Source organism: Enterobacter sp. PL_is379, from assembly GCF_055817355.1.
Window position 1 is genome coordinate 163,708 of record NZ_JBVPGT010000024.1, and the last position, 12,752, is coordinate 176,459.

9 protein-coding genes are annotated in these 12,752 nt (G+C 58.8%); 3 read left to right on the plus strand and 6 right to left on the minus strand.

The features are described 5' to 3' along the window. The first annotated feature begins 300 nt into the window (after positions 1 to 300). The gene (gene uxaC / locus AC0TOY_RS06490) at positions 301 to 1,713 is read left to right on the plus strand and encodes a glucuronate isomerase (protein ID WP_048992597.1); all 1,413 of its coding nucleotides are present in this window, start codon (positions 301 to 303) and stop codon (positions 1,711 to 1,713) included. A gap of 17 nt (positions 1,714 to 1,730) precedes the next feature. Continuing rightward, positions 1,731 to 3,218 (plus strand): altronate dehydratase family protein, encoded by a 1,488-nt coding sequence (locus AC0TOY_RS06495; protein ID WP_048992599.1) that lies wholly within the window; start codon positions 1,731 to 1,733, stop codon positions 3,216 to 3,218. Between the two features lie 84 nt (positions 3,219 to 3,302). Here the strand turns inward: AC0TOY_RS06495 and sstT are convergent, their stop codons facing one another. From sstT to AC0TOY_RS06515, 4 genes are all read right to left on the minus strand, one after another. Beyond that, positions 3,303 to 4,544, minus strand: coding sequence for a serine/threonine transporter SstT (gene sstT, locus AC0TOY_RS06500; protein ID WP_048992600.1), 1,242 nt, complete (start codon positions 4,542 to 4,544; stop codon positions 3,303 to 3,305). A gap of 237 nt (positions 4,545 to 4,781) precedes the next feature. Continuing rightward, positions 4,782 to 5,750, minus strand: a complete 969-nt coding sequence (locus AC0TOY_RS06505; protein ID WP_407859105.1) for a TerC family protein — start codon at positions 5,748 to 5,750, stop codon at positions 4,782 to 4,784. A 251-nt stretch (positions 5,751 to 6,001) separates the two neighbouring features. Continuing rightward, positions 6,002 to 7,000, minus strand: a complete 999-nt coding sequence (locus AC0TOY_RS06510) for a Gfo/Idh/MocA family protein (protein WP_032650326.1) — start codon at positions 6,998 to 7,000, stop codon at positions 6,002 to 6,004. A 70-nt stretch (positions 7,001 to 7,070) separates the two neighbouring features. Then, the gene (locus AC0TOY_RS06515) at positions 7,071 to 7,574 is read right to left on the minus strand and encodes a YgjP-like metallopeptidase domain-containing protein (RefSeq protein ID WP_023333531.1); all 504 of its coding nucleotides are present in this window, start codon (positions 7,572 to 7,574) and stop codon (positions 7,071 to 7,073) included. A gap of 83 nt (positions 7,575 to 7,657) precedes the next feature. On the opposite strand from AC0TOY_RS06515, the gene rlmG reads away from it, so the two are divergent. Next, positions 7,658 to 8,794 (plus strand): 23S rRNA (guanine(1835)-N(2))-methyltransferase RlmG, encoded by a 1,137-nt coding sequence (gene rlmG / locus AC0TOY_RS06520; RefSeq protein WP_090418807.1) that lies wholly within the window; start codon positions 7,658 to 7,660, stop codon positions 8,792 to 8,794. Positions 8,795 to 8,912: 118 nt separating this feature from the next. Here the strand turns inward: rlmG and AC0TOY_RS06525 are convergent, their stop codons facing one another. Both AC0TOY_RS06525 and lsrK read right to left on the minus strand, forming a co-directional pair. Further along, positions 8,913 to 10,934, minus strand: coding sequence for an oxidoreductase (locus AC0TOY_RS06525; RefSeq protein ID WP_473721619.1), 2,022 nt, complete (start codon positions 10,932 to 10,934; stop codon positions 8,913 to 8,915). Positions 10,935 to 11,109: 175 nt separating this feature from the next. Beyond that, positions 11,110 to 12,738, minus strand: a complete 1,629-nt coding sequence (lsrK, locus tag AC0TOY_RS06530) for an autoinducer-2 kinase (protein ID WP_473721620.1) — start codon at positions 12,736 to 12,738, stop codon at positions 11,110 to 11,112. Positions 12,739 to 12,752: the final 14 nt, after the last annotated feature.

Genomic DNA, 12,752 nt, shown 5'->3' on the forward strand with positions numbered 1-12,752 from the left:
CACACCGGTAATGCATTCCGTCGGCTTAGCGTTTGCGACGGCGAAAAGATAACTTGTCATACAACTTTAAAAGGTGAGTGACATCACAAATGTATGATTCTTTGTAGGGACATTAATCGCTGCACGCAAAGCCAGTAATGGCGCGGCCTGTAGAAGGGTTTACGCCATTGAGGGTAATTTATTTGTTGGTGTTTATTGATCTCACTCACGAAAAAAGCTTCGGTGGGTGGAAATTGGTGTGATAACTTTGCAGCATATGAACATACGCTTTCTGACGCTCCCGTAATGAGGAAGACGATAATGACGCCGTTTATGACCGAAGATTTTCTGTTGGATACCGAATTTGCTCGCCGCCTGTATCATGACTACGCAAAAGACCAGCCGATTTTCGACTACCACTGCCATTTACCGCCGCAGCAGGTTGCCGAAAATTACCGTTTCAAAAACCTGTATGACATCTGGCTGAAGGGTGACCACTACAAATGGCGTGCCATGCGTACCAACGGCGTCGCTGAGCGCCTGTGCACCGGCGATGCGACCGACCGCGAGAAGTTTGACGCCTGGGCGGCGACCGTTCCGCACACCATCGGCAACCCGCTTTATCACTGGACGCACCTCGAGCTGCGTCGTCCGTTTGGCATCACCGGCAAACTGCTCTCCCCAACGACCGCCGATGAAATCTGGGATCGCTGCAATGCGCTGCTGGCGCAGGATAACTTTTCCGCGCGCGGCATCATGAAGCAGATGAACGTGAAGATGGTGGGGACCACCGACGATCCGATTGATTCCCTGGAACATCATGCCGTCGTCGCCAAGGACACCTCTTTTGATATCAAAGTGCTGCCAAGCTGGCGCCCGGACAAAGCCTTCAACATTGAGCAGGCTACGTTTAACGACTACATGGCGAAGCTGGCTGAAGTGTCCGATACCGACATTCGCCGTTTCGCCGATCTGCAAACCGCGCTGACCAAACGTCTGGATCACTTCGCGGCGCACGGCTGTAAAGTCTCTGACCACGCGCTGGACGTCGTGCTGTTCGCGGAATCAAACGAGGCCGAGCTGGACAGCATCCTTGCGCGTCGCCTGTCCGGTGAATCGCTTAGCGAGCGCGAAGTGGCGCAGTTCAAAACGGCGGTGCTGGTGTTCCTCGGTGCGGAATACGCCCGTCGCGGCTGGGTACAGCAGTACCACATCGGTGCGCTGCGCAATAACAACCAGCGCCAGTTCAAACTGATCGGTGCGGACGTGGGCTTCGACTCCATCAACGACCGCCCGCTGGCGGAAGAGCTGTCCAAACTGCTGAGTAAACAGAACGAACAAAACCTGCTGCCAAAAACCATCCTGTACTGCCTGAACCCGCGCGATAACGAAGTGCTGGGTACCATGGTCGGCAACTTCCAGGGCGAAGGGATGCCGGGCAAGATGCAGTTCGGTTCTGGCTGGTGGTTCAACGATCAGAAAGACGGCATGGAGCGTCAGATGACGCAGCTGGCGCAGCTTGGCCTGCTGAGCCGCTTTGTCGGCATGCTGACCGACAGCCGCAGCTTCCTCTCTTACACTCGCCACGAATACTTCCGCCGCATTCTGTGCCAGATGATTGGCCGCTGGGTGCACGCGGGCGAAGCGCCAGCGGATATCCAGCTGCTGGGTGAAATGGTGAAAAACATCTGCTTTAACAATGCGCGTGACTACTTCGCCATTGAACTGAACTAAGGCCGTTTGAGGTTGATATGCAATACATCAAAATCCATTCGCTGGATAACGTGGCCGTCGCGCTGACGGATCTCGCTGAAGGCGACGTGGTGACCGTTGATAACCAGAGCGTCACCCTGCGTCAGGCGATTGCTCGCGGACACAAGTTTGCCGTGAAGCCTCTCGCTAAAGGGGACAACGTCATTAAGTACGGTCTTCCGATTGGGCATGCGCTGGCGGATATCGTGCCGGGTGAACATATTCATTCCCATAATACCCGCACCAATCTGAGCGATCTGGACGAGTACAGCTATCAACCTGATTTACCTGCGGCACAAGAGCAGGCGGCGGATCGTGACGTGCAGATCTACCGCCGCGCCAATGGCGACGTGGGGATCCGCAACGAGCTGTGGATCCTCCCGACCGTCGGCTGCGTGAACGGGATTGCGCGTCAGATCCAGACGCGCTTCCTGAAAGAGACTCACGATGCCGAAGGCACCGACGGGGTACATCTGTTTAGCCACACCTACGGCTGCTCCCAGCTGGGTGATGACCACATTAATACCCGCACCATGCTGCAAAACATGGTGCGTCACCCGAACGCGGGCGCGGTGCTGGTGATTGGCCTGGGCTGCGAGAACAACCAGGTGGACGCCTTCCGCGAAACGCTGGGGGAATTCGACCCTGAGCGCGTGCATTTTATGGTGTGTCAGCATCAGGACGACGAAGTGGAAGCGGGCGTTGAGCAGCTTCATCAGCTGTATAACGTGATGCGCCACGACAAGCGCGAGCCGGGCAAGTTGAGCGAGCTGAAGTTTGGGCTGGAGTGCGGCGGGTCTGACGGCCTGTCCGGTATCACCGCCAACCCGATGCTGGGTCGCTTCTCGGACTATATGATTGCTAACGGCGGCACGACGGTGTTGACCGAGGTGCCGGAGATGTTCGGCGCGGAACGTATTCTGATGAGCCACTGCCGCGACGAAGAGACGTTTGAGAAAACCGTCACCATGGTGAACGACTTCAAACAGTACTTCATTGCCCACAATCAGCCGATTTATGAAAACCCGTCTCCGGGCAACAAGGCGGGCGGGATCACCACGCTGGAAGAGAAATCCCTCGGCTGCACCCAGAAAGCGGGCTCGAGCCAGGTGGTTGACGTGCTGCGCTACGGCGAGCGCCTGAAAACGCACGGTCTGAACCTGCTGAGCGCACCGGGCAACGATGCGGTTGCCACCAGCGCGCTGGCGGGAGCCGGCTGCCATATGGTGCTGTTCAGCACCGGTCGCGGCACGCCGTACGGCGGTTTTGTGCCGACGGTGAAAATCGCCACCAACAGCGAGCTGGCGGCGAAGAAAAAGCACTGGATAGACTTTGATGCCGGGCAGCTTATCCACGGCAAAGCGATGCCGCAGCTGCTGACGGAGTTCGTGGACGCTATCGTGGAAATTGCTAACGGCAAGCAGACCTGCAACGAGAAGAATGACTTCCGCGAGCTGGCGATCTTTAAGAGTGGTGTGACGCTTTAAGTGCTTTGTCGGGTGGCGCTAGCGCTTACCCGACCTACTAAACCCTGTAGGCCCGGTAAGGCGTAGCCGCCACCGGGCTTTTTTTTAACTGCGTAGGGCGTTCTTCGCTAAACGCGCGTCTTCCGCCTGACAGGCCGCTGCGGTGAACAGCACGTCGGTAGAGGAGTTCAGCGCGGTTTCGCAGGAGTCCTGCAGCACGCCGATGATAAAGCCGACGGCCACAACCTGCATTGCGATCTCGTTCGGGATGCCGAACATATTGCACGCCAGCGGGATCAGCAGCAGGGAACCGCCCGCCACACCGGATGCGCCGCATGCACACAGCGACGCCACCACGCTCAGCAGCAGCGCGGTTGGCAGATCCACCGGAATACCCAGCGTCTGCACCGCGGCCAGCGTCAGCACCGTAATGGTGATCGCCGCGCCCGCCATGTTCACGGTTGCACCCAGCGGGATCGACACGGAGTAGGTATCGCGGTCCAGGTTCAGCTTCTCCGCCAGTGCCATGTTAACCGGAATGTTCGCCGCAGAGCTGCGGGTGAAGAAGGCATACACGCCGCTTTCGCGCAGGCAGGTCAGCACCAGCGGGTACGGATTACGGCGGATCTGCCAGAACACCAGCAGCGGGTTGATCACCAACGCCACCAGCAGCATACAGCCGACCAGAACCACCAGCAGCTGCGCGTAACCCCACAGCGCGTCAAAACCGGTGGTTGCCAGCGTGGAAGAGACCAGACCGAAAATACCAATTGGCGCAAAGCGAATGACCAGCTTCACCATAAAGGTGACGGCGTTCGACAAATCGTTGACCAGGTGTTTCGTGGTGTCGTTACCGTGGCGCAGCGCGAAGCCCAGACCAATCGCCCAGACCAGGATGCCAATGTAGTTTCCGCTCATCAGCGCGGTGATGGGGTTAGAGACCATGCTCATCAGCAGGCCGCGAAGCACTTCGACAATGCCGGATGGCGGCGTGATATCACCGGCCGCGCTGGTCAGGTGCAGCGTGGACGGGAACAGGAAACTAAACACAACGGCGGTTAGCGCGGCTGAGAAGGTCCCCAGAAGATACAGGAACAGAATAGGGCGAATATTGGTTTTTTGTCCGTGCTGGTGGTTGGCAATCGACGCCATAACCAGCATCAGTACCAGAACCGGCGCGACCGCTTTCAGTGCGCCAACGAAAAGGGTACCGAGCAGCCCCGTGGCTTCCGCTGCAGGTTTTGAAACCATCGCAAGCAGAATACCCAATATCAGTCCTACCAGAATTTGTTTAACCAGACTTCCCTGCGCCAGGCGCGCAAACAGCCCCGTTGATTGTGTGCTCATACATTATTCCTGAGTGAAATTGCGTTCCATCCCGGATGTGCTCTTAGTCACATTTATGTCCGGATGTAAGTAAATGTTTGCCTGGTCGAGTATAGGGAAAGTGTCTTGGGAGGGAAGCGTAAAATGCTGGATTTTACGTGGTGCGTCATGTTTTTTAACTACTGCGTTACAAATGTGTGTTCACCCTCTCCCTGTGGGAAAGGGCCGGGGTGAGGGCATCAGCCCGCACCGAACGTTTTACTCCATCTGCTGCTTCTTATCGTGCTGGCGGTTAACCCAGGTATTGATAATCAGCGTCACGATCAGAATGCCAAACACCACGCCGAGCGAAATGGCGATCGGGATATGGTAGAAATCGACGATCAGCATCTTGATACCGATAAACACCAGGATCACCGACAGACCGTACTTCAGCATCGAGAAGCGCTCCGCCGCGCCCGCCAGCAGGAAGTACATCGCACGCAGGCCGAGAATGGCGAACAGGTTTGAGGTCAGGACGATGAACGGGTCGGTGGTCACCGCGAAGATAGCCGGGATGCTGTCCACGGCGAAAATCACGTCGCTCAGCTCAACCAGAATCAGCACCAGCAGCAGCGGGGTGGCAAACAGCAGGCCATTCTTGCGCACGAAGAAGTGCTCGCTCTCAATCTTGTCGGTCATGCGCAGGTGTCCACGGATCCACTTCACCAGCGGGCGATCGCCAATCGCAGAGCCGTCCTCTTTCGCCAGCGCCATTTTGACCCCGGTGAACAGCAGGAACGCGCCGAAGACGTACAGCAGCCATTCGAACTGGGTAATCAACCAGCTGCCAGCGAAGATCATAATGGTACGCAGAACAATGGCACCCAGTACGCCATAAACCAGCACGCGGCGCTGCAGGGCCGCAGGCACGGCGAAGTAGCTGAACAGCATCAGCCAGACGAAGACGTTATCGACCGCCAGGGCTTTTTCAATCAGATAGCCGGTGAGGAAGGCGAGGGCCTGAGGATCGGCAACCGCGCGGCCTTCGGTCGAGGCCAGATACCACCAGAAGGCGGCACAGAACAGCAGGGAGAGGGTGACCCACACCAGAGACCAGGCTGCAGCCTGTTTGATGCTCATGCCGTGTGCGCCGCGACGCCCCTGCAAAAAGAGGTCGATCGCCAGCATGATGAGCACGACAACCGCGAATCCGCCCCACAACATTGGAGTGCCGACAGAATGCATACTATTTTCCTTACACATAAAAAACAAAAACGGCCATGGTCAGAAGACGATAGCCGTTAGCTTTTTATGCATAGACCTCGCCTTCCGGCAAGGTCTCACTTACAACCACGAGGGTTGCCCGGCGACCGGATGCGGTATTGCACGCATCGTAATGACGATCCACCGGCGAAGAAGTTACTCCCCTTTGCAGGTAACAAAATATGTCAGACCATCGGTTTCGTCAATGGTCTGCACCGTTTCATTACACAGCTTTACGCGATCGCTTCCGCGCTGATGCCGTCTGCCGGGAACACCACGCCGGTCTGGCGGCGGATCTCCGTTTGCAGCTTCGCCGTGGTGCGGCTCACCGCCAGGCCAGGGTGATTCACTTCGTTGTCTTCCACCAGACGGGCGAAGACCTCTGCCTCATAGAGCATAGTGTTAATATGCTGAGGCTGCGTCAGCTCCTGCGCTTTGCCGCCGCGCGGCACAAAGCTCACTTTCTGACACTCGGAGATCTTCTCGATAACCAGCGAGCCCGCCTCGCCCTGAATTTCGCTCGGCAGCACGGAATCGCTCACCTTGGAGTGCTGCAGCGTGACGCTGAAATCACCGTAATCCAGCACTACGAGTCCGTGCGCATCCACGCCGCTCTCCAGCAGGCTGGCGGTGGCCGTTACGCCGTGCGGCTCGCCCCACAGGGCCACGGCAGAGGCCAGACAGTAGAAGCCGATATCCATAATCGAACCGTTAGAGAAGGCCGGGTTAAAGGTATTCGGGTTCTCGCCGTCCAGATAGCGCTGGTAGCGCGACGAGTACTGGCAGTAGTTGATAAAGGCTTTACGCACTTTGCCAATTTTCGGCAGGGACTGCTGCAGCAGCAGGAAATTCGGCAGGCTGGCGGTTTTGAACGCTTCGAACAGCACCACCTGATTTTCGCGGGCAAGCGCAATGGCCGCTTCCACTTCCTGGATATTCGACGCCAGCGGCTTCTCGCAAATCACATGCTTTTTGTGGCTGAGAAACAGCTTTGTCTGCGGGAAGTGCAGGGAGTTCGGGCTGGCGATATAGACCGCGTCAATGGCGTCGCTTTGCGCCATCTCATCAAGCGAAGTGAAGAGATGCTCAACGAGGTAGTCGTTAGCAAAACTCTGCGCCTGCTCAAGGCTGCGGGAATAGACTGCGGTAAGTTTAAGTTTGCCGGTTTCGTGGGCGGCGTCGACGAACTGGCGCGTGATCCAGTTCGTACCAATGACTGCGAAACGTATCATAAACGTTTACGTACTCCGTAGCGGGGAACCTTTAGCCACTGTAGCACGTCATCATGACAATTCGCGTGCGCTATTCCGCATTACCATTTAACGATAAATGCGTAAGCCACAGGCGGGTATCAAACTCCAGCTGATGGTACTGCGGTTCCATGTGGCAGCACAGGGAATAGAACGCTTTGTCGTGCTCTTTCTCTTTCAGGTGCGCCAGTTCGTGCACCACGATCATCCGCAGAAACGCTTCCGGCGCGTTACGGAACACCGTCGCGACGCGGATTTCGGCCTTCGCCTTCAGCTTGCCGCCCTGCACGCGGGAGATGGCGGTGTGCAGGCCGAGCGCGTTTTTCAGCACGTGGATCTTATTGTCGTACATCACCTTGTTGATCGGTGGCGCGCTCTTCAGATACCGGCTTTTCAGATCCTGCGTATACTGCCAGAGGGCCTTATCGGTCGCGAAATCGTGCGTGCCGGGATAGCGTTTTTCCAGCACCGCACCGAGCTTCTGCTCGGCAATCAGGCTGCGAACCTGAGTCAGTAAATGCTCCGGATAGCCCTGGAGATAAGTAAGTTGGTTCATCAAAAGCCCAAATTAATGCGAAAACGGGTATACTCACGCACCCTTTTCAGGGATACGCCAAATTTTACCATTCAGGAGGGCCGATGAGCCACTTAGACAACGGTTTCCGTTCACTCAACCTTAAACGTTTCCCGGAAACGGACGACGTTAACCCGCTTCAGGCGTGGGAAGCAGCGGATGAATATCTGCTGCAGCAGTTGGATGACACTGAAATCCGCGGCCCGGTTTTGATCCTGAATGACGCGTTTGGCGCGCTGGGATGCGCCCTGGCGGAGCACACGCCATACAGCATCGGCGATTCCTACCTGAGCGAGCTGGCGACGCGTGAAAACCTGCGCCATAACGACATCGAAGAGTCCAGCGTGAAGTTTCTCGACAGCACCTCGGACTACCCGCAGGCGCCCGGCGTGGTGCTGATCAAAGTGCCAAAAACCATGGCGCTGCTGGAGCAGCAGCTGCGCGCGCTGCGTAAGGTCGTGACGCCGGATACGCGCATCATCGCGGGTGCCAAAGCGCGCGATATTCATACTTCGACGCTGGAGCTGTTCGAGAAAGTCCTCGGCCCGACCACCACCACGCTGGCCTGGAAAAAAGCGCGCCTGATCAACTGCACCTTCAGCGCACCGGAGCTGGCCGACGCGCCAGAAACGCTGAGCTGGAAGCTGGAAGGGACTGACTGGACCATCCATAACCACGCGAACGTCTTCTCCCGCACCGGTCTGGATATCGGCGCGCGCTTCTTTATGGAACATCTGCCGGAAAATCTGGAAGGTGAGATTGTCGACCTGGGCTGCGGCAACGGTGTGATCGGCCTGACGCTGCTGGCGAAGAACCCGGAAGCCAGCGTGGTGTTCAGCGACGAGTCGCCGATGGCGGTGGCCTCCAGCCGTCTGAACGTGGAAACCAACATGCCGGACGCGCTGGACCGCTGCGAGTTTATGATCAACAACGCGCTGTCTGGCGTAGAGCCGTTCCGCTTCAACGCGGTGTTCTGTAACCCGCCGTTCCACCAGAAGCACGCCCTGACGGATAACGTTGCGTGGGAAATGTTCCACCACGCGCGCCGCTGCCTGAAAATCAACGGCGAGCTGTACATCGTGGCGAACCGCCACCTGGACTACTTCCACAAGCTGAAGAAGATTTTCGGCAACTGCGTCACCATTGCGACGAACAATAAGTTTGTGGTGCTGAAGTCGGTGAAGCTGGGACGTCGTCGGTAAGATTGGGTATGTGCGGCCTGATGCCCTCACCCCGACCCTCTCCCACAGGGAGAGGGCGCAAACACTAAAAACGGCAACCCGGTTGCCGTTTTGCTTTACCCCGCTGCCCGGCAATGTTCTAGATCATCAGAGCTAATTTCGTCCCCTGCGCAATCGCGCGCCGCGCGTCCAGCTCCATCGCCACGTCGCACCCGCCAATCAGATGCACCGTTTTACCGGCCTCGCGCAGCGGATCGGCCAGATCGCGCTTTGGCTCCTGCCCGGCACATAAAATGACGTGATCCACGCACAGCAGCTGCGGTTCGCCGCCGATCGTGACGTGCAGACCCTCGTCGTCGATCTTCTGGTAGCTTACCGCCGGGATCATCTTCACCCCGCGTGAGAGCAGGGTAGCGCGGTGGATCCAGCCCGTGGTTTTACCCAGCCCTTCGCCCGGCTTGCTGGCTTTACGCTGCAGCATCACGATCTGGCGCGGGCTTTTCGGCAGCTGCGGCCCTTCCGGGCGCAGGCCGCCAGACTGATTCAGGCTGGTGTCGATCCCCCATTCCACGCAAAACTCGGCGATATTCTGGCTGGTGGCTTCGCCCGGCTGGCTTAAATACATGGCGGTATCAAAGCCGATCCCGCCGCAGCCGATAATCGCCACCTTCTCGCCAACCGGCGTTTTGTCTCGCAATACATCCAGATAGCTCAACACCTTCGGATGATCGATACCCTCGATCGCAGGCGTGCGCGGTACGATCCCGCTCGCCAGGATCACCTCATCGAAATCAGTCAGATCCGCTGCGTGGACAAACTGGTTAAGCCGCAGCTCGACGCCCGTCAGCTCGATCATCCGGCGGTAGTAGCGCAGCGTTTCGTAGAACTCCTCTTTGCCGGGGATCTGTTTGGCGATATTAAACTGCCCGCCAATCTCCCCCAGCGCATCAAACAGCGTTACGCTGTGCCCGCGCGAGGCGGCATTGACCGCAAACGCCAGCCCCGCCGGGCCTGCGCCCACCACGGCCAGGCGTTTTTTATTGACTGCCGGAACGACCGGCATTTTGGTTTCATGGCAGGCGCGTGGGTTAACCAGGCATGAGGTGACCTTGCCGACGAAGATCTGATCCAGGCAGGCCTGGTTACAGCCGATGCAGGTGTTGATTTCATCCGCACGGCCGCTTTGCGCTTTGGACAGCAGCTCGGCATCGGCAAGGAACGGCCGCGCCATTGAGACCATGTCGGCGTCGCCGCGTGAAATCACATCGTCCGCCACCTGCGGATCGTTAATGCGGTTGGTGGTGACCAGCGGAACAGACACTTTCCCTTTCAGCCTGCGCGTCACCCAGCTGAACGCCGCGCGCGGCACCGGCGTGGCGATGGTCGGGATGCGCGCCTCGTGCCAGCCGATGCCGGTGTTGATAATGGTGGCACCTGCGGCTTCAATCGCCTGCGCCAGCTGCACGGTTTCATCGAACGTTCCGCCGCCTTCCACCAGGTCGAGCATCGACAGGCGGAAGACGATAATAAAATCAGCCCCTGCACGTTCGCGCACCGCGCGCACCACCTCCACGGCAAAGCGCATCCGGCGGGCATAGTCGCCGCCCCATTCGTCTTCACGGTGGTTGGTGCGGGCGGCGAGAAACTCGTTGATCAGGTAGCCTTCTGAGCCCATCACCTCAACGCCGTCGTAGCCCGCCTCGCGCGCCAGCGCCGCGCAGCGGGCGAAGTCGTCAATCAACGCCAGGATCTCGTCGTGGGTGAGGGCGTGAGGTTTAAAACGGTTAATCGGTGCCTGAAGAGCCGATGGCGCGACCAGATTCGGCTGATAGCTGTAGCGTCCGGTGTGCAGAATTTGCAGGGCGATTTTGCCGCCCTCGCGGTGTACCGCGTCGGTCACAATGCGGTGGTGCGGCAGCTGTGACGCATCGTTCAGGACCGCGCCGCCCTCCATGCCCACGCCGGAAGGGGCAGGGGCCACGCCGCCGGTGACGATCAGCGCCACCCCGTGGCGTGCGCGCTCGGCATAGAAGGCTGCCAGACGCTCGGCCCCGTCCGGGTGCTCCTCCAGCCCGGTGTGCATCGACCCCATCAGCACGCGGTTTTTGAGTGTGGTGAACCCCAGATCGAGGGGGGCGAATAACGACGGGTAGCGGCTCATAGTCTCTTCCAGTGTAAAATTATTGTTATGTGGTCGGATGAGTTACTAATTTAGCCAGCGGCAGCAGAAAGGTAAAAGCGGGATCGAATGATTGTGATAGATCTCAAAGAACTTCCCCTCACCCTAACCCTCTCCCCGGAGGGGAGAGGGGACTGGCCGGTGCGGCCTTAAAGAATCAGCTCGATTTGGTTTTTTCCCTCTCCCCTATGAGGAGAGGGGCAGGGTGAGGGGGATGGGTTTTTACTAACCCCGGTGCCTGCCACATCGATGTCGTCAGCCCGCTGTCCACCAACCCAAGCTGGTCCGCATATACCGCCTGCCATTTCTGCATCATGCCGTCGTACAGCTCGCGATGTACCGGGTTTGGCGTGAACTCGCGGCTCCATTTCACCAGCCGCTCGCCCGTCGAGGCCATATCGGCAAACAGCCCTGCGCCAACGCCTGCCGCAATGGCGCAGCCCAGCGCCGTCGCCTCCTTCACTTCCGGCACGCGCACCGGCAGGCCGGTGACGTCGCTGAGGATCTGGCTCCACAGCGCGCCTTTCGAACCGCCACCGGCAAACACCAGGCTCTCAAACGTCACGCCGGAGAAGCGCGAAATCTGCGCCAGGTTGCAGGCCGAGACGATCGCCGCGTTCTCCTCCAGTGCGCGGAACAGCGTCGCTTTATTGCATTTTTCCGGGTCGATGGAGAGGTTAATAAACGACGGTGCGGCGTGGTACCACTGCTTAAAATGCATGGCGTCGGAGAAGATCGGCATCACCCCGTGTGAACCCGCCGGCACGCGGCTGGCCATCTCTTCCAGCAGGGAGTAGGTGTCCATCCCCATCCGCTCGGCAATCAGCTTTTCCTCCGCGCAGAAGGCGTCGCGGAACCAGCGCATGGTCAGCCCGGTAAAAAAGCTGATCGACTCCGCCTGCGCCATGCCGGGGATAACGTGCGGGTTGACGCGGATGTTCATCTCGGGGTCGGTGCGCACCTGCGGCAGGTTCACCACCTGCTGCCAGAAGGTGCCGCCCAGCACCGCCGTCTGCCCGGCGCGAACTACGCCCAGCCCCAGACAGCCCAGCTGTACGTCGCCGCCGCCCATGACGACCGGCGTGCCTTCGCGCAGGCCGCTTTGCTGCGCGGCCTCTTTGGTGATAGCGCCCAGCACGGTGCCGGTCTCTTTCACCGGGGAGAGAATATCGGCGCGCAGCCCGGCCATGTCGAGCAGCGCCGGACGCCAGTCGCGGGAAAACAAATCCAGCATGCCGGTGGTGCCCGCGTTAGACGGGTCGACCGCCAGCTCGCCGGAGAGCTTCGCCGCCAGCCAGTCGCTGATCATGGTGATGGTGGCGGCTTTACGATAAATATCCGGACGATGGTGCGCCAGCCACAGCAGGCGCGGCATGGCGCTCAGCGCCAGCGTCTGCCCGGAAACGTCATACACTTCGGATTCAAAACGATAGTCGTGGATCTCTTTGAGTTCGGCCACCTCGCGGCTGGCGCGGGCGTCAACGTTGGCGCAGGCCCAGATGGCCTCGCCGTTGCGGTCGTAAAGCACTATCCCTTCGCGCATGGAGCAGCATGCGACGGACTGAATATCCGCCGCGCCCAGATTCGCGCGCGACAGCGCCTGATGAATGCACTGGCAGGCCAGCCGCCAGTTGGTGTCGAGGTCGAACTCCATCGACCCCGGCACGTTCTCTACGTTCAGGTGCTTCCACTCGGCCTGGCCGACGGCAATCTGGTTGCCCTGCAAATCGAAAATCACGGCGCGAACGCTGCCGGTCCCTGCATCTAACGCTAAAAGGTAACTCATGAGCTTGCCTCGCT